This is a genomic window from Bacillus sp. T33-2 (genome assembly GCF_002860205.1).
Lineage (GTDB): Bacteria > Bacillota > Bacilli > Bacillales > Cytobacillaceae > T33-2.
The window spans coordinates 18,238-36,749 of the sequence record NZ_PGVB01000028.1; the positions used below are offsets into that span (position 1 = coordinate 18,238).

Annotated in this window: 18 protein-coding genes and 2 tRNA genes; 19 read left to right on the top strand and 1 reads right to left on the bottom strand. The window is 43.6% G+C overall.

Annotated elements, in window-relative coordinates; translation table 11 throughout:
- The first annotated feature begins 71 nt into the window (after positions 1-71).
- The 4 genes from noc (at position 72) to CVD19_RS18125 (ending at position 3,649) form a co-directional block, all read left to right on the top strand.
- A complete protein-coding gene (gene noc, locus CVD19_RS18110) occupies positions 72-923 on the top strand; it encodes a nucleoid occlusion protein (protein WP_101584135.1) in 852 nt (283 codons plus the stop codon).
- A 229-nt stretch (positions 924-1,152) separates the two neighbouring features.
- A complete protein-coding gene (locus tag CVD19_RS18115) occupies positions 1,153-1,914 on the top strand; it encodes a ParA family protein (protein ID WP_101584178.1) in 762 nt (253 codons plus the stop codon).
- A complete protein-coding gene (locus CVD19_RS18120; protein WP_101584138.1) occupies positions 1,907-2,758 on the top strand; it encodes a ParB/RepB/Spo0J family partition protein in 852 nt (283 codons plus the stop codon). Before CVD19_RS18115 ends, CVD19_RS18120 begins: the two co-directional genes overlap by 8 nt.
- A gap of 177 nt (positions 2,759-2,935) precedes the next feature.
- Positions 2,936-3,649 (top strand): DUF554 domain-containing protein, encoded by a 714-nt coding sequence (locus tag CVD19_RS18125; protein WP_101584140.1) that lies wholly within the window; start codon positions 2,936-2,938, stop codon positions 3,647-3,649.
- Between the two features lie 43 nt (positions 3,650-3,692).
- Here the strand turns inward: CVD19_RS18125 and yyaC are convergent, their stop codons facing one another.
- On the bottom strand, positions 3,693-4,322 hold the full coding sequence (gene yyaC, locus CVD19_RS18130) for a spore protease YyaC (RefSeq protein ID WP_101584143.1): 630 nt from the start codon (positions 4,320-4,322) through the stop codon (positions 3,693-3,695).
- A 429-nt stretch (positions 4,323-4,751) separates the two neighbouring features.
- On the opposite strand from yyaC, the gene CVD19_RS18135 reads away from it, so the two are divergent.
- The 15 genes from CVD19_RS18135 (at position 4,752) to CVD19_RS18205 (ending at position 18,423) form a co-directional block, all read left to right on the top strand.
- Complete coding sequence (locus CVD19_RS18135; protein WP_101584145.1) at positions 4,752-5,648, top strand: mechanosensitive ion channel family protein; 897 nt, start codon at positions 4,752-4,754, stop codon at positions 5,646-5,648.
- 12 nt (positions 5,649-5,660) lie between these two features.
- Positions 5,661-5,858 (top strand): DUF951 domain-containing protein, encoded by a 198-nt coding sequence (locus tag CVD19_RS18140; RefSeq protein WP_101584147.1) that lies wholly within the window; start codon positions 5,661-5,663, stop codon positions 5,856-5,858.
- A gap of 68 nt (positions 5,859-5,926) precedes the next feature.
- Positions 5,927-7,939 (top strand): molybdopterin-dependent oxidoreductase, encoded by a 2,013-nt coding sequence (locus CVD19_RS18145; protein WP_101584149.1) that lies wholly within the window; start codon positions 5,927-5,929, stop codon positions 7,937-7,939.
- A 171-nt stretch (positions 7,940-8,110) separates the two neighbouring features.
- Complete coding sequence (gene ychF / locus CVD19_RS18150; protein ID WP_101584152.1) at positions 8,111-9,211, top strand: redox-regulated ATPase YchF; 1,101 nt, start codon at positions 8,111-8,113, stop codon at positions 9,209-9,211.
- A gap of 174 nt (positions 9,212-9,385) precedes the next feature.
- A complete protein-coding gene (locus CVD19_RS18155; RefSeq protein ID WP_101584154.1) occupies positions 9,386-9,901 on the top strand; it encodes a phosphatase PAP2 family protein in 516 nt (171 codons plus the stop codon).
- Between the two features lie 187 nt (positions 9,902-10,088).
- Positions 10,089-10,376, top strand: a complete 288-nt coding sequence (gene rpsF, locus CVD19_RS18160; RefSeq protein WP_101584157.1) for a 30S ribosomal protein S6 — start codon at positions 10,089-10,091, stop codon at positions 10,374-10,376.
- Between the two features lie 71 nt (positions 10,377-10,447).
- Positions 10,448-10,933 carry a single-stranded DNA-binding protein gene (gene ssb, locus CVD19_RS18165; RefSeq protein WP_101584160.1) on the top strand — a complete coding sequence of 162 codons (486 nt, stop codon included), beginning with the start codon at positions 10,448-10,450 and terminating at the stop codon, positions 10,931-10,933.
- A 59-nt stretch (positions 10,934-10,992) separates the two neighbouring features.
- Positions 10,993-11,229, top strand: a complete 237-nt coding sequence (gene rpsR, locus CVD19_RS18170) for a 30S ribosomal protein S18 (protein ID WP_101584180.1) — start codon at positions 10,993-10,995, stop codon at positions 11,227-11,229.
- Positions 11,230-11,370: 141 nt separating this feature from the next.
- Positions 11,371-12,309 carry a YybS family protein gene (locus CVD19_RS18175; RefSeq protein WP_101584162.1) on the top strand — a complete coding sequence of 313 codons (939 nt, stop codon included), beginning with the start codon at positions 11,371-11,373 and terminating at the stop codon, positions 12,307-12,309.
- A 31-nt stretch (positions 12,310-12,340) separates the two neighbouring features.
- A complete protein-coding gene (locus CVD19_RS18180) occupies positions 12,341-14,314 on the top strand; it encodes a DHH family phosphoesterase (protein WP_101584165.1) in 1,974 nt (657 codons plus the stop codon).
- On the top strand, positions 14,311-14,760 hold the full coding sequence (rplI, locus tag CVD19_RS18185; RefSeq protein WP_101584169.1) for a 50S ribosomal protein L9: 450 nt from the start codon (positions 14,311-14,313) through the stop codon (positions 14,758-14,760). Before CVD19_RS18180 ends, rplI begins: the two co-directional genes overlap by 4 nt.
- Positions 14,761-14,869: 109 nt before the next feature.
- Entirely contained in the window at positions 14,870-16,222 is a 1,353-nt protein-coding gene (gene dnaB / locus CVD19_RS18190; RefSeq protein ID WP_101584171.1) for a replicative DNA helicase, read from the top strand.
- 291 nt (positions 16,223-16,513) lie between these two features.
- A complete protein-coding gene (locus CVD19_RS18195) occupies positions 16,514-17,806 on the top strand; it encodes an adenylosuccinate synthase (protein WP_101584173.1) in 1,293 nt (430 codons plus the stop codon).
- A 452-nt stretch (positions 17,807-18,258) separates the two neighbouring features.
- Positions 18,259-18,334 (top strand) — tRNA-Lys (locus CVD19_RS18200).
- Between the two features lie 17 nt (positions 18,335-18,351).
- Positions 18,352-18,423: transfer RNA gene (locus CVD19_RS18205), tRNA-Glu, on the top strand.
- The last annotated feature ends 89 nt before the right edge of the window (positions 18,424-18,512 follow it).

Sequence of the window (18,512 nt, forward strand, 5' to 3'; positions counted from 1 at the left end):
TATATAGGCAGGAACATGTCATTTTTATAGAGAATATGTAATAGGGAGTTTCATAAAGGTGGTGTAGGGTGATGAAACCTTCTTTTTCGCGGTTTTTGCGCCTGGGGGAAAAGGAAGAACAACTAGAAGTGGAAAAAACGGGTGAGAACGAAGAAATAAAAAAAATCCCGATTGACCATATTGTCCCAAACAGATTTCAGCCAAGAACAATTTTTGATGATGACAAAATAGAAGAGCTGGCACGGACAATCCATACGCATGGGGTCATCCAGCCAATTGTCGTCCGGGAGTTTGACCGCAACCAGTACGAAATCATCGCTGGTGAACGCAGGTGGAGGGCCATGAAAAAACTGGAGTGGAAAGAAGTCCCCGCCATCATAAAGAATTTAACTGATACTGAAACTGCGTCGGTAGCATTAATTGAAAACCTTCAACGGGAAGAGCTGTCACCAATAGAGGAAGCAATTGCGTATGGTAAATTATTGGAAATCCATAGTTTAACTCAGGAAGCACTTGCCCAGCGTCTAGGTAAAGGCCAATCCACCGTTGCGAACAAACTCCGTTTACTAAAGCTTCCTCAAGAAATACAGGATGCATTATTAAATAAATTGATTACAGAACGGCACGCCCGTTCGCTCATTCCGCTTAAAGATCCTGAAAAACAAGTCCTTTTACTTAATGAAATCATTGAAAAAAATCTGAATGTCAAACAGACCGAGGAACGGGTCGTAAAAATGCTAACTCCACCAGAAGAACAGCCAAAGCCAAAAAGGAAAGCGTTCAGCAAGGACATGCGGATTGCGGTGAATACGATTCGCCAGTCTTTATCGATGGTATCTGACAGTGGCATAAATCTTAAATCAGAAGAAGCGGAATTTGAAGACTACTATCAAATCACGATTAAAATTCCGAAAAAGAAATAATTTGACAGATTGTGAGGACTTATTCGAGTTCTCACTTTTTTATTTTAATAAAAATCTGTTCGCTTTCTGGATTCATGATAAAATAGAATACATGATTGTTTTTCCCGTGAATAACTGGCCACCTAGCCTGTTGTTTCATGGGAATGCCCATAAATATGCATTCTGTCTTTCTTTTTCCCATGATAACAGAAAGATGGAGATATTGATGGTTTTGAAGGTAGGTGACAATATGGGTAAAATCCTTGCAATAGCAAATCAAAAAGGGGGAGTCGGAAAGACAACCACCTCAGTAAATCTTGGGGCATGCCTGGCTTACATAGGGAAAAAGGTTTTGCTGGTCGATATCGACCCTCAGGGAAATGCCACAAGCGGTGTCGGAATCGAAAAAGCTGATGTAAATGAATGCATTTATGATGTGCTCGTCGATGATGTGGAAGCACGAGCAGTGATCCATCCGACAGCTGTGGAAAACCTGTACACCATGCCGGCGACGATCCAGCTGGCAGGCGCCGAAATAGAGCTGGTACCGACGATTTCGAGAGAAGTAAGGCTAAAACGCGCTCTGGAGGAAGTCAAGAGCCATTATGATTATATCCTGATTGATTGTCCTCCTTCACTTGGCCTGTTGACCATTAACGCTTTAACCGCATCAGACGCAGTTCTTATTCCGGTCCAATGCGAATACTACGCGCTTGAGGGATTAAGCCAGCTGTTAAATACCGTCCGGCTTGTTCAAAAACACCTCAACCACGACCTGAAAATCGAAGGTGTTCTGTTGACAATGCTGGATGCGAGGACAAATTTAGGCATTCAGGTCATTGAAGAGGTTAAAAAATATTTTCAGGATAAAGTATATAAAACGGTCATCCCGCGGAACGTCCGGCTAAGCGAAGCTCCAAGCCATGGAGAACCTATTATCATTTATGATCCAAAATCACGCGGCGCTGAGGTTTATCTAGATCTGGCAAAGGAAGTGGTTTCAAATGGCTAAAGGATTAGGTAAAGGATTGGATGCTTTTTTTTCAAATATGGAAGCCGGCAAAGAAGAATCTGTCCAGGAAATACCAGTTAAAGAAATACGGCCAAATCCTTACCAGCCGCGCAAAGTTTTCCAAAAGGAAGCCATTGAAGAGTTAAAGCAGTCGATCCTGGAGCATGGGATATTACAGCCTTTAATCGTCCGAAAAAGCATTAAAGGATATGAAATTGTTGTTGGTGAACGGCGGTTTAGGGCTGCAAAAGAAGCAAAATTGGCAAAAGTCCCTGCCGTTGTCAGAGAATTGTCGGAGCAGCAAATGATGGAACTTGCGGTTCTGGAGAATTTGCAAAGGGAAGATTTGAATCCGATTGAGGAAGGCACGGCTTATCAGTTGTTAATGGAAAAGCTGGATCTCACACAGGAGGAGCTGGCAAAAAGGTTGGGGAAAAGCCGGCCCCATCTTGCGAATCATATCCGCCTTTTATCCTTGCCGCCTAAAATTCAGGAGTTGATTTCAGATGGCAAGATTACGATGGGCCATGGGAGGGCCTTGCTCGGATTAAGAAAAAAAGAAAAACTCACGGCATTGGTCGAAAAAACGCTGAAAGAAAACCTGAATGTGCGCCAGCTTGAACAGTTAATCCAGCAGCTGAATGAAATTGTTCCACGTGAAACAAAGAAAGAAAAACAGAAAAAAGATGTATTTATTCGTGAACAAGAAAGTCTCCTCCGTGAACGGTTTGGTACGACTGTGAATATCAGGAAGTCAAAGAACAAAGGGAAAATCGAAATTGAATTTTTTTCCAGTTCTGATTTGGAACGAATTCTTGAATTACTTGAGAGGAACAATTCCTGAACCATCAGCATTGATGGTTTATTTTTTTAATATAACGTTCCCCGCGAAACTTTCTTTTTAAGAAATTTGAGTGGCAGGCTATTTTAATAAATAGTTGTGATAAGTGATCCTTTCATGATAGTTTAAGATTATTGGATTTTTCGTGAGTCGAAATATAAATCAAAGGTGAAGTTTCTGATGTTTTTGCTGGGTACTATTGTAAATGGATTATTAATAGTGGCAGGAACCCTGTTGGGGAAGCTGCTGCACCGGATACCAGAAGGAATGAAGACCACTGTCATGCATGGCATCGGCCTTGCTGTCATCGTATTGGGTTTGCAGATGGGCTTTAAAAGTGCGAATTTCCTGATTGTCATCCTGAGCCTTGTGATTGGGGCAGCAATTGGTGAGCACTTTGCGCTGGAGGATAAATTAAATAGGCTGGGATTGTGGCTTGAAACAAAAATCGGGTCTTCTGGAGAGGGAAGCATATCCCAGGGGTTCGTAACTGCAACCCTTATTTTTGTAATTGGGGCAATGGCTATAATCGGCGCCCTAGACAGTGGCATAAGAGGGGATCACGATGTGCTTTATACAAAAGCGATAATCGACGGATTTACAGCACTAATCCTGACAACCACGCTAGGTGTTGGTGTTTTGTTTTCAGCCATCCCAGTCGTGCTTTACGAGGGAACGATTGCATTATTCGCCACGCAAATAGACCAGTTCATACCAAAACCGCTGATGGACAGTTTCATCTCTGAAGTAACTGCAACCGGAGGTGTGATGATTTTCGCGATAGGATTGAACTTGACAGGATTGATAAAAATCCGTGTAGCAAATCTGCTTCCGGGCATTCTGGTAACTGGTTTGCTCGTTACTGCCATTTATGGTTACCATTTATACTTTTAAGCGCAAAGAGGAAGGATGTGTGATCCTTCCTCTTTTCCATATTTTAATTGGTGGTCGTTTGTTCCTGGCCGATTTCCAATTTAAGTTCAGGCCACGCTGGCTTCCTGGGAAACATCAGGCTGGATTGATATATCCCGTTGGCAATTGTTTTAGCCATTTTGAGTACAAGGTTTAACCTTGTATTTTGTAAAACAAAAAATTCCATAAATCCACTGACATTTACAATGCCTGTAATATGAATATCTCCCACTTCAGGCAATTCTTTGTTCACGCCTGCTCCAGGCTTCACGGGACCGGAGCCGACCTGGATGGAACCAACGCTTTTCAAGCGCCCGAGACAAGCATCTATCCCGATGATATATGGGTTAAAATGCTTGTTCTTGATTTCATTTAATTTGTCCTGGAGATTGACTGCGTGTATCGGGTCCTCAAGCGTGCCGTATATATAAAATGGGGAAATATTTTTTTCCTCGAGCAAGGTGCCGATCAGCGGGCCTAATGAATCACCGGTAGAGCGGTCAGTGCCGATGCAGACAAAGACAATTGGACGGCTGGTAAAGCCGGGGAGCAGGGAAATGATTTCTTCAGCAAGCCTGCCCGCTGCAAAGTCTTCCTCATGGTTGATTTTAACAGGTCCCCCTTTCCTGTCAAAAAGGTTCGCTTTCAAATTCATCGGCTCCACTCCTTGTTTATAAAAGTAACATACTGTAAATTTTTGTACTGGGACAGGTGTCCAGCTTAAGCGCCAAGCCCCTCGGGTCAAAAGCTGTTTCTTTCCAGAAATCGGGATTCCCTGCAGGAACTGTCTTATGCCTGTCGGGGCGGAGTGAGGCGCTTCCGCTTTTTGATGTGTTAAACAGTATACGGAAAATTTTTGTAATCTATACATACCTGTAATCAGAAAAACCTAAACAGGGTATTTCGGCAGGGGGCAGCCAAACAGGTAGGTAAAAACAACTATATTCAAAGGAACTGTGATAAAGTCATGTAAGAAAACAAGGTTAAGACGGATGTTTGCCTGAAGCAAATTGTATTCCTTTCACATCCGCCTAAAACTTGTTAAAATAATTGTGTTTTAATTTGGTTATCGGCAGGTGATTTGATGTCAAAAATAGAACAGACTATTAATAACATGGCAGACCAATTAATGAATGAGGATATCTGGCTGGCTATAGGCGAAGGCCTTTTAAAAATTTTAGCGATCATTTTAATTTCAGCATTGGCGATCCGCTTCGGGAAATTGGCGATTCGAAACTTTTTTAAAGTAAGAACCAGGGCTCCGCTGAGGATTTCGGAACGGCGGGAAGCAACGCTCATAAAACTGCTTGAAAATGTCCTCACATATGTAGTTTATTTTGTAACGATCATGACCATTCTTTCTGTGCTTACCATCAATGTTCAGGCAATGCTAGCCGGGGCTGGAATTGTGGGACTGGCAGTTGGATTTGGGGCCCAGAGCCTTGTCAAAGATGTCATTACTGGATTTTTCATCATTCTTGAAGATCAATTTTCAGTAGGCGATTATGTGAGGATCGGCCAGGCTGAAGGCACGGTTGAAGAAATAGGGTTAAGAACCAGCAAAATCAAGGGATTTACCGGGGAGCTTCATATCCTGCCGAATGGCACCATTACTGAAGTGACAAATTTTTCACTTCATAACAGTGTCGCGGTACTTGATATTGGCGTCTCCTATGAAAGCGACATTGAATATACTGAAAAAGTTTTGCAGGACCTTATTGAAAAGCTCCCTGAAAGATATGAAGAACTGGTAAAGCCTCCGGAGTTGTTGGGTGTACACAATTTTGGAGCGTCTGAGGTAGTGTTAAGAATTGTTGCAGAAACGCTGCCAATGAAACACTTTTATATCGGCCGGGTGCTCAGGAAGGAAATAAAGCTCTGTCTGGATGAACACGGCATTGAGATTCCATACCCGCGTCTTGTGATGTACTCAAGACAAGAAGAAAACCAGCAAAAACAAAAAGAAACTGGCGGGAATTAGGAGGAATGAAGGTTGGAACAGAAAGAATTTCAACTGAATGACATTGTTGAGATGAAAAAGCCACATCCGTGCGGGACGAACCGCTGGAAAATTATCCGCCTTGGTATGGATATCCGCATTAAATGTGAGGGCTGTGCCCATAGCGTGCTGATCCCACGGAAAGAATTCACCCGAAAAGTAAAGAAAATTTTGGAGAGGCAGGAGAATTGATTCTGCTTCTTTTTTTTGGCCGTTTGTATTATCCTTGATAAAAAAGAAATCCGGGGGATGAGGATAGATTGGCAAAGGTATTTCATTCAGCTTGTCCGCTGAATTGCTGGGATAGCTGCGGCTTCCAGGTAACAGTCGAAGGCGGGAAAGTGGTAAAGGTGGAAGGTGACCCTGACCATCCGATTACAAAAGGAAAAATCTGCGGGCGTGGCCGGATGTTGGAAAAACGGGCCAATTCACAAGACCGCCTGTTACATCCACTGAAAAAAGTGAATGGAGAGTTCAGGCAGATTTCATGGAACGAGGCACTTGATGAAATTGGCGGAAAGATGGCATCGATAAAAGAGCAATACGGAACAACGGCCATCCTCCATAGCCACGATTACGCCAACAGCGGTTTACTGACTAACCTGGACAGCCGCTTTTTCAACTGCTTTGGAGGCGTAACTGAATTAACCGGCTCCATTTGCTGGGGATCGGGGATAGAAGCACAAAATTGGGATTTTGGTGATGCATACAGCCATGCACCCGGGGATTTGGCCAACAGCAAGAATATAGTCATTTGGGGCAGGAATGTTGCGCGCACCAATATGCATCTATATCAGAATCTCCAAAATGTAAAAAAGAACTTCACAAAAATATATGTCATTGACCCGGTGTACAATGCCACGGCTAAACTGGCTGATGAATATATTACGATTAAGCCCGGTTTCGACGGGCTGCTGGCGGCTGGCATAATAAAAGAAATGTTACGGCTTAAATTAGAAGATAAAGAGTTTATTAAGAATTTTTCACTTGGGTTCAGTGATTTGGAACAATTGATCAATGGCATTTCTCTAACTGAGATAAGCAGCCTTTGTGAAGTTCCTGAAGCAGCGATTACAAATTTGGCCAGGATTTATGCCGACAGGCCTGTTGCAACAATAATGGGGCTTGGTATGCAGCGGTACAAGAATGGCGGAAATACGATCCGCCTGATTGATGCGCTGGTGGCTGTAAGCGGCAATATCGGCATCCCAGGAGGCGGTGCCAATTATGCCAACAAGCAGGTCGGCCAAAGCTTCGATTTAAGTACACTGACGATTCCTGAACGCAGGCAGACATCCCGACAGTTTACCATGATGAAACAGGCGGAAGGAATTTTAAAGGCAGTAGACCCGGAAATCAAAATGATAATCGTGACCTGTGGAAACCCGCTTACCCAGGTTCCGGATACGAACAAAGTAAAAGTGGCTTTTTCAGCAGTCGATACACTCGTTGTCTTTGACCAGTTCATGACTGATACTGCACAGTTGGCTGACTATGTACTTCCGGTTGCCACTGCATTTGAAACCGAGGATATCTATTATTCTTCCATGTACCACCACTATGTGAACCATGGCCCCAAGCTTGTTGAACCGCCGGGTGAAGCAAAGACGGACGAGTGGATTTGGGCCGGGCTGGCAGAGCGGTTAGGGTTTGGCGAGGATTTCGTTTTCTCAAGGGAAGAGTGGCTGAAGCTGGGGATGCAAAATTTAGAGACGCATGGCATCACCCTGGAAAAAATCAGGGCAGAGAAATTTCTCGAATTGCCTGTTGAAGCGATCCCGTGGAGCAACCGGAAATTTAAGACACCAAGCGGCAAATATGAGTTCACTTCGTCCAAAGCATTGATTGCAGGCTTTGACGGGAAAATTAGCCTTTCGCTTCCAAGTGAGACGAAGTGGTCCAATCCTGAACTGGCTGAAAAATATCCGTACTCGCTCTTAACGATTCACCCGCTCAGGTCAAATCATTCCCAGCACTATCACCTGTTTGAGCAGCCGCCAAAGGTGAAAATAGAGGTTGCGTTAAGCGTTGCTGAAGAACATGGCCTGAAAGAACAGGATTATGTAAGAATCTGGAACGAGCGTGGGGAAATAAAAGGATATGTAACGATTCTGAAGAATGCACACCCTGGGACCATCAATATTGATGAAGGCATTTGGAGCAGGTTTGGCGGTCCGGTGAACATGCTGACTTCAAGCGATGAATCTGATAACCGTATGGGGAGCACCTTATATGATTGCCTTGTGAATATTGAAAAATTGAATCTATCCTGATATAGCTGCCGGGAACTATTTCCGGCAGTTTTTTAGTTTTTTGCCCAAAAGCATCAAATGCGGCATGCACACTTGTCTTTTTATGCCCTAATCTCTATAATTGTGAGAGGCTAATTGGATCTACATTACAATAACGCTTTAAATAGATATTTTGATTGAGGAGTGACTTGGATGGCTTTAACTGCAGGCATCGTCGGGCTTCCTAACGTTGGGAAATCGACTTTATTTAACGCAATAACCCAGGCAGGGGCTGAATCTGCGAATTACCCATTTTGTACAATTGACCCGAATGTGGGGATAGTGGAAGTTCCTGACCATCGGCTGGCGAAATTAACTGAGCTGGTACAGCCAAAGAAAACTGTTCCTACGGCATTTGAGTTCACCGATATTGCCGGAATCGTAAAAGGGGCAAGCAAAGGCGAAGGACTTGGAAATAAGTTTTTATCCCATATCAGGGAAGTGGACGCGATTTGCCAGGTAGTCCGCTGTTTTGCGGATGATAATATTACACACGTGGCCGGTAAAGTCGATCCAATCTCCGATATAGAAACGATTAATCTCGAGTTGATCCTGGCAGATTTGGAATCAGTGGAAAAGCGGATTGGCCGCGTTGAAAAAATGGCGAAGCAAAAAGACAAGGATGCAATGTACGAACATGAAATCCTCGTCAAGCTGAAGGAAGCCTTCGAAGCGGAGAAACCGGCCAGGGCTGTAGAATTTACGGAAGAGCAAATGAAATTGGTCAAAGGACTTCATCTGCTCACCATCAAACCGATGCTGTATGTTGCCAATGTAAGTGAGGATGATGTGGCAGACCCGTCACACAATGAATACGTCCAAAAAGTCCGCGGGTTCGCTGAACAAGATGGTGCTGAGGTCATTGTCATCTGTGCCAAGATTGAAGCTGAAATTGCCGAGCTTGAAGGGGAAGAAAAAGAAATGTTCCTTCAAGAGCTGGGCATTGAAGAGTCCGGCCTCGACCAATTGATCCGCTCTTCATACAGCCTGCTCGGGCTCGCCACTTATTTCACTGCCGGTGTCCAGGAAGTAAGGGCATGGACCTTCCGCCGCGGGATGAGAGCACCCCAATGTGCCGGAATTATCCACTCGGACTTTGAAAGAGGTTTTATCCGTGCTGAAACGGTTCATTATGATGACCTTCTTGCAGCCGGATCGATGACGGCAGCCCGTGAAGCTGGCAAAGTTCGCCTTGAAGGAAAAGAGTACGAGGTAAAAGACGGAGATATCATCCATTTCCGATTCAACGTTTAAGGCCCAGTCCCTGCAGGAATCCTGCAGGGACTTTTTATTTTCATTTATCCCAATTGTTGGCTGCCGTTAGCTTTTCAAATGAACGATTTCATCAAATATTTACATGTGTTTAACATTCATGAACATTACTTTTATTATAATGAACTCACATCATTGTAAAGGGGATCTGATGAAATGGAACGGACAAAAGCCTGGATTTCAAAGTATGGTGAGTCCTGGTTCTATACATGCAACCGCTGGCCTGATGTATATGTTGATTTTTTCAAATGGATCACGCATCTTGGTGGGGCAAGAATCACCATCAGCCTTCAACTGGTTTTATTCTTCTTTGCGCCCCCTTCATTTCAGCCTGCAATAATCGCTTCTGGTCTGGCACTGGCTGTAAGTCATGTAATCATGGCTGCAATTAAAAAAACTGTCCGCCGAATCCGCCCTTATATTGCACTTCCAGACGCCAAGGTCCATGGGCATTTATTCAAGGACCATTCGTTCCCATCTGGGCATTCAACGGCAATCTTTTCCCTCCTTGTCCCGTACATGGTTTATAGCCCGGGTTTGATACCGGTTTTATTTCCGGCAGCATGTCTTGTTGCTTTTTCAAGGGTCGTTCTCGGGGTACACTATCCATCAGATGTATTTGCCGGCGCGTTATTAGGCTCTGTCACAGCAATCGCTTTTTGCAGTCTTTAAATTGGACAAAAATACGAACATATGTTACTATATTCTCGTGGCAAAATATTGTACATACCAGCCCATGAGATTTTTAATGTGTAATTGCTTTTGAATGTATAATATGCTATAATTTCAACTTGTGAGTAATGATTTATTGCTCCTTGCCCGTCCATCGGGCCGTCGAGACCAAAAGGAGGTGACAGTGATGAGAAAGTACGAAATCATGTACATCATCCGCCCAAACATTGAAGATGAAGCGAAGAAGGCACTTGTTGAGCGCTTTAACGGCATCTTAACTGACAATGGCGCGGAACTGACTGAAACGAAAGACTGGGGTAAGCGCCGTCTTGCGTATGAAATCAATGATTTCCGTGATGGCTACTACCAGCTAGTATATGTTAATGCTGAACCTGCAGCAGTGGAAGAATTCTCCCGTCTTGCAAAAATCAGCGAAGACATCATCCGCCATATGGTAATTAAAGAAGAAGAATAAACCATTCTGATAAACTTTCGGCTTGAAAATGTTTCACGTGGAACATTGCTGGAAGGAAGGAGTTGATTCTGATGATGAATCGTGTCATTCTTGTCGGTCGTTTGACAAAGGATCCTGAGTTGCGCTATACACCAAACGGAGTTCCGGTAGCCTCTTTTACTCTTGCTGTGAACCGAACGTTTACAAATCAGCAGGGTGAACGGGAAGCGGACTTTATTAACTGTGTTGTTTGGCGTCGTCCTGCTGAAAACGTGGCAAACTTTTTGAAAAAGGGAAGCCTTGCCGGTGTTGATGGACGCATACAGACCCGCAGCTATGAAGGACAGGACGGTAAACGTGTTTATGTCACTGAAGTGATGGCAGAAAGTGTTCAGTTCCTTGAGCCTAAAGGCCAGACTTCTGACAGAGGGAATAGTTATTCTTCCCGTCCAAATGACCAGGATTTCCCGTTTGGAAATCAGAATCAACGCCAAAACAGTGGTAATACACGGGTTGATGAGGATCCATTTGCAGGTGGCGGACAAATCGACATCTCTGATGATGATCTTCCATTCTAATGAATACAATTAAGGTCGTTTAAAATAAATTTAAAATTAAAGGAGGGACAACCATGGCAATGGGAGGACGCAGAGGCGGACGTGCAAAACGCCGCAAAGTTTGCTATTTCACAGCGAACGGAATCACACACATCGATTACAAAGATGTAGATTTGCTTAAAAAATTCATCTCTGAGCGCGGTAAGATTTTGCCACGCCGTGTAACTGGAACTAGAGCGAAATATCAGCGTAAATTAACAGTTGCAATCAAGAGAGCCCGTACAATGGCATTACTGCCATACGTATCTGGTGAATAATTGAAGTGACCGAGGCAGCGGAATTCCGCTGCCTTTTGTGTTAGGTGACAATTAGTAAAAGCATAAACAGCAAGGTTGAATGTCCTGCATAAACTGGCGTAAAATAGTTTTTATGGGATTTGAATTCTATAGAGGTGGAATATGAAAGAAATAAACAGATTGACAGAGGGAGCCGTGCTTTTAGCTGCATTCGCAGTTTTTTTATTAATTACGCTATATATCCCGGCTGTGGGCGTGGTCATGAATCTGTTCTTAAGTTTGCCGTTTATATTATATTCAGCGAAGTATGGCTGGAAGCCGACGGCTGTATTTACATTAGGGGCTTTATTGCTTTCGCTGGTTATCGGTTCTTTGTTAGCCATCCCGTTGACACTTGCTTTCGGTTTGACGGGCATAGTAATGGGTTCGACGATCAGAATCGGAAAAAGCAGGCTGCAAATCTACATTGCCGGTTCCCTTGCGTTTCTGGCTACCATGCTCATTCAATACGTTGTTGCAGTGGCTTTTTTTCAGTTCAATTTTATTGAACAAGTGATGGACATGTTACAAGAATCGGTAGACCTTTCTATTAGTATGCTTGAAAATATTGGCCAGCCCGCGAACAAACGTGTTATCGCCGAGTTTCACAATACATTGGAGCTATTCGAGACGATAATGCCGAGCATGTTTGTGTTAATCGCTTTTACCACTGTATTTTTGATCCAGCTTGTATCATTTCCAATATTAAATAGGCTGGGGATAAAAGTTGTTAAATGGAAACCATTACGGGAATGGACGCTGCCTAAAAGCATATTATGGTATTACTTAATTTCAATGGTCGCATCAATGTTCATCCAGCCTGCTGAAGGCACATATTGGTACGTGGCGCTGGCCAACCTGCTTTATGTTCTGCAGATTTTAATCATTTTACAGGGCATATCATTTCTTTTTTATGTCAGTTATATAAAAGGGTACTCAATGGCCATTCCTGTTACGGGGGTTATCCTCTCCCTTCTGATCCCGTTTATTCTTTATATTGTCAGGATATTAGGTATAATTGATTTAGGTTTCGATTTAAGGAAGCGAATTGTGAAGAAGTAAGCAGTTTTGTACTGCTGTGGGAGCTGAGCTAATGCCATCATATATGGAAAAACGGCTTATTCGGTACCCGTTATACGGGTTAATGGCTGTAACACTGGTGCTTCTTGGTGTTCTCTCTTACTATAATTGGATAGCCGGAGCCATTGGCTTTTTGCTAACCGGTCTGCTGATTTTTATTATATTTCAGATGAGTTACCGAATCAGGAAAGAAACTGAACAGTATATTTCCACACTTTCTTACAGGGTGAAAAAGGTTGGCGAAGAAGCTTTAATGGAAATGCCAATCGGGATCATGCTGATAAATGATGATTACTATATTGAGTGGACCAATCCTTTTATTGCATCGTATTTTGATGAAGAAACACTTGTAGGCAGGTCACTTTACGATGTGGCTGAATCATTGATCCCTGTGATTAAGCAGGAGGTCCATACGGAGATTATCAGCCTGCATAACCGCAAATTCAGGGTGATTCATAAGCCGGAAGAGCGGCTTTTATATTTTTTTGATGTCACCGAACAGGCCGAAATTGAAAAAATGTACCGTGATGAAAGGACCGTCATTTCTATTATTTATCTTGATAACTATGAGGAGTTGACACAGGGAATGGATGACCAGACACGGAGCAGCATGAACAGCCTTGTCACCTCCATTCTTAATAAATGGGCTACAAATAATGGAGTTTTTCTAAAAAGAATTTCTTCCGAACGGTTTATCGGAGTGTTTAATGAACATATTTTACAACTGCTCGAAAAGGGTAAGTTTTCAGTGCTTGATGAGGTAAGGGAAGCGACATCCAAACAAAATGTGCCACTCACTTTAAGCATCGGTGTTGGAACTGGTGTATCATCTCTTCCGGAGCTTGGAGCCCAGGCTCAATCCAGCCTTGATTTAGCATTAGGCCGTGGGGGAGACCAGGTGGCGATCAAGCAGCCCAATGGAAAGGTGAAATTTTACGGGGGAAAGACCAATCCAGTAGAAAAACGGACAAGAGTCAGGGCACGGGTCATATCCCACGCACTAAAAGAATTGATTCTCGAAAGTGATAAAGTGCTGATTATGGGACATAAAAGTCCGGACATGGATGCGGTAGGCTCGGCCATTGGAATTTTAAAAGTTGCCCAGATGAATGATCGCGATGGTTTTATTGTCTTCAAAAAGCAGGAGATTGAAACCGGTGTCCAGCGGCTCATGGATGAAATAAAGCAAAACGATGATTTATATTCAAGGTTTATCTCACCTGAGCAGGCCTATGAAATGGCAACGGAGGATACGCTCCTTGTCATAGTGGACACTCATAAACCATCACTTGTCATCGACGACCGTCTTTTAAACCGGACCGATAATGTGGTCGTGATTGACCATCACCGCCGGGGAGAAGAATTTATCAAAAACCCTCTGCTTGTTTATATGGAGCCTTATGCTTCCTCGACAGCAGAGCTGATCACGGAATTGCTGGAATATCAGCCGAAAAACAGTAAAATACAGATGCTCGAGGCTACAGCTTTGCTTGCAGGGATAATTGTTGATACTAAAAGCTTTACCTTAAGGACTGGGTCACGGACGTTTGATGCGGCATCGTATTTGCGGAGCCATGGAGCGGATACCGTGCTTGTCCAGAAGTTCCTGAAGGAAGACGTAAATACTTTTTTAAAACGTGCACGGTTGATCGAGAATGTTTCTTTTTACCATGACGGTATTGTGATTGCCAAGGGGAATGAAGAGGAAATTTATGATCAAGTTTTGATCGCCCAGGCAGCTGATACTTTATTAACGATGAATGGTGTAACTGCATCCTTTGTCATTTCAAAACGGTATGACAACCTGATCGGAATTAGCGCGCGTTCACTTGGTGATGTCAATGTCCAGGTCATCATGGAGCATCTGGACGGTGGCGGACATTTAACAAATGCGGCAACACAGCTGCCGGATTTAACACAGGATGAAGCAGAAGCAAGGCTGAAAAATGCAATTGATGATTATTTACAAGGGGGAACGAAGGAATGAAAGTCATTTTCCTAAAAGATGTAAAAGGTAAAGGCAAAAAAGGTGAAATAAAGAATGTGGCTGATGGTTACGCCCATAACTTTCTTCTGAAGCAAGGGCTGGCAAAAGAAGCGACCCAGGCCAATATGAGTTCTTTAAATGCCCAGAAGAAAAAAGAGGAGAAGATGGCTGAAGAGGAACTTGAACAGGCTAAAAAACTGAAGGAAAGCCTGGAAAAAATAACGGTTGAGCTCTCTGCCAAATCAGGGGAAGGCGGCCGGCTTTTCGGTTCAATCACAAGCAAACAAATAGCGGAAGCACTGCAAAAATCACACAATCTTAAAATTGATAAAAGAAAAATTGAACTTCATGACGCGATCCGTGCGCTCGGTTACACAAAAGTTCCAGTGAAACTCCACTCTGAAGTAACTGCTTCATTAAATGTCCATGTAAAAGAAGGAAACTAATTTTTTGCAGTTCCAAAATATCAAACACATGATAAAATAGATGATAGTTACTAAAATGTGATCGGTATATGCTGATCACATTTTTTCGGTGGCAAAAGGAGGTTTGTAAATGAGCGATGTATTCGCAGACCGGCAGCAGCCGCAAAATATTGAAGCAGAACAAGCTGTGCTTGGTGCGATTTTTATGGAACCGTCCTCATTAACCGTGGCCTCTGAAGTGCTGATTCCAGAGGATTTTTACCGCGCAGCCCATCAAAAGATCTTTAATGTCATGCTTAAACTGAATGACTTGGGAAAAGCGGTAGATTTAATCACCGTTACAGAGGAGCTCGCGGCTGCAAAGCTGCTTGAAGATACAGGCGGGGTCAGTTACTTAAGTGAATTGGCCGCATCTGTGCCAACAGCCGCCAATATAGAATATTATGCAAGAATAGTAGAAGAAAAGTCCCTGCTGCGCAGGCTGATCCGGACAGCATCCGGCATTGCCCAAGATGGTTATACAAGAGAAGACGAAGTAGAAGCCTTGCTCGGCGAAGCGGAAAAGAACATTATGGAGGTCGCTCAGCGAAAAAATGCCGGAGCCTTTCATAATATTAAAGATGTCCTTGTAAGGACATACGATAATATTGAGGAAATGCATAACCGCAAGGGCGATATAACAGGGCTTGAAACTGGATTTACCGAGTTGGACAGAATTACTGCAGGCTTCCAGCGTAACGATCTTATCATAGTCGGTGCCCGTCCGTCCGTCGGTAAAACGGCTTTTGCCTTGAACATTGCCCAAAACGTGGCTAAAAGAACAGGCGAAAACGTTGCTATTTTCAGTCTGGAAATGGGCGCAGAGCAGCTTGTCATGCGTATCCTTTGTGCGGAAGGCAATATTGACGCCCAAAGGCTTCGTACTGGTTCCCTGACTGAAGAAGACTGGGGAAAACTGACGATGGCAATGGGTAGCCTGTCAAATGCAGGGATATTCATTGATGATACCCCAGGTGTACGCATCACTGATATCCGGTCAAAATGCCGCCGTTTAAAGCAGGAGCATGGGCTTGGCATGATTCTGATTGACTATTTGCAGCTGATTCTTGGAAGCGGCCGGTCCGGAGAAAACCGCCAGCAGGAAGTATCCGAAATTTCCCGTTCCCTTAAGCAATTGGCCCGTGAATTGCAGGTTCCGGTTATTGCACTGTCTCAGCTTTCCCGTGGTGTGGAGCAGCGACAGGACAAGCGTCCGATGATGTCCGACATCCGAGAATCGGGAAGTATTGAGCAGGACGCCGATATTGTTGCCTTTTTATATCGTGATGATTACTACGATAAAGAAAGTGAAAATAAGAACATCATTGAAATTATTATCGCAAAACAACGTAATGGCCCGGTGGGCACTGTGCAGCTCGCTTTCGTGAAAGAATATAATAAGTTCGTTAACCTGGAAACACGTTATGATGCTCCAGGTGCGTAGAAGATTCAGGATTGGCCTTTTGTGAGGCTGATCCTTTTTTTGTTCAACAATCAGGGAATGTGGAAATTAACTGTTTTGGGTTAAAAAGAGATTTTTGAGAACAATTGGGAGATTATATTTATATGGACATTTAGTTTTATAAATGCAAAATAAAAAATAATACGAACATAAAATTAAATCTATATTTCAATCGTTCGTGTTTTATTGACTTTCATTGCCGATAACTGATAAACTTTAAATGTTTGATACGGAAAAAATAAATACATATTGTTAACTTTGGAGGTGCTTCATATGTCATCAGTCGTTGTCGTAGGTACGCAATGGGGAGATGAAGGAAAAGGGAAGATTACCGATTTTCTTTCGGAAAATGCCGAAGTGATTGCCCGTTACCAGGGTGGTAATAATGCCGGCCATACAATCAAGTTCAATGGAGAAACATATAAACTGCATTTGATTCCATCAGGAATATTTTATAAAGATAAAACGTCTGTAATTGGAAATGGAATGGTTGTTGATCCGAAAGCTTTGGTTAGAGAGTTAGCCTACCTCCATGAGAGAGGGGTTTCAACCGATAATTTACGTATAAGCAACCGCGCCCATGTAATATTGCCATATCACTTAAAGCTGGATGAAGTAGAAGAAGAGAGCAAGGGTGCGAACAAAATCGGCACCACTAAAAAAGGCATCGGTCCCGCATACATGGATAAAGCAGCACGAATCGGGATCCGGATCGCCGATTTGCTGGATAAAGAAGTTTTTGAAGAAAAGCTTGCCCGGAACCTGCAGGAAAAAAACCGTTTATTAGAGCGAATCTATGAAGTAAATGGCTTTAAAATTGAAGATATCCTGGATGAATACTTCGAATATGGCCAGCAGATCAAGCAGTATGTATGCGACACTTCAGTTGTTCTGAACGACGCCCTTGACGAAGGACGCCGCGTGCTGTTCGAGGGTGCGCAGGGAGTAATGCTTGACATCGATCAGGGAACCTATCCTTTTGTCACTTCTTCGAATCCGGTTGCCGGCGGTGTAACGATCGGTTCCGGAGTAGGACCAACTAAAATTACCCACATTGTCGGAGTATGCAAGGCCTATACAACGAGGGTTGGCGACGGACCTTTCCCGACAGAACTGAATAATGAGATTGGGCATCAAATCCGTGAGGTAGGCCGTGAGTATGGTACGACAACGGGCCGTCCCCGCCGTGTAGGATGGTTCGACAGTGTTGTCGTCCGCCATGCAAGACGGGTAAGCGGAATTACCGACCTGTCCCTAAACTCAATCGACGTTTTAACCGGGATCGAAACTTTAAAAATTTGCGTCGCTTACCGCTATAAAGGCCAGGTTATCGAGGAATTCCCAGCCAGCCTCAAGGTGTTAGCGGAATGTGAACCTGTATATGAAGAACTGCCAGGCTGGACAGAGGATATCACCGGCTGCAGGTCATTAGATGAACTTCCAGTCAATGCAAGGCATTACGTGGAAAGGGTCTCCCAGCTGACAGGCATTCCACTATCCATTTTTTCAGTAGGCCCCGACCGCACCCAGACCAACATAGTCCGCAGCCCTTGGCGCCAGAATTAATCTTGAAACAGAAGCTCCCATCACCGGGGGCTTTATTTTTTTCTATGAGATAAGTTCCCAAGGAGAAAAAGGAGTGAGTCGGCGGAAGGACTGTCCTTGAAGAGGAGTCTCAAGGATAAAATTAAGTCAGTAAGCAGGAGACGGTCCTTCAAAATCCTTTAGGTCTTCTATTAAATCTTATAATTATTGAGTTTAATAATAACAGAGTAAAAAAGTTTTGAAAAAATATATACAACCTATAATCTGTATGTTAATATAAGAAAGTCGTCTTTGAACGGCAGTACAAAATAGCTTTACGAGCCATTAGCTCAGTAGGTAGAGCAAGTTGCTAGCTTCCCTGAAAAACTTCAGAGGCGACTTGCGAGGAAAACCGTGAGGTTTTTCGAGCATCGTAGATGCGATAAGCAAACCTAGTTCGGTTAGCCAAACTTACGTATCATTACAAATAAAACGAGCCATTAGCTCAGTCGGTAGAGCATCTGACTTTTAATCAGAGGGTCGAAGGTTCGAGTCCTTCATGGCTCACCATTTTGTTTTTTTAGCATGGCCCCTTGGTCAAGCGGTTAAGACACCGCCCTTTCACGGCGGTAACACGGGTTCGAATCCCGTAGGGGTCATTTTCATCATACATAAAAAGTAGTGCCTCGGTAGCTCAGTCGGTAGAGCAAGTTGCTTGCTTCATTGAAAAAACTTCAACGGCAACTTG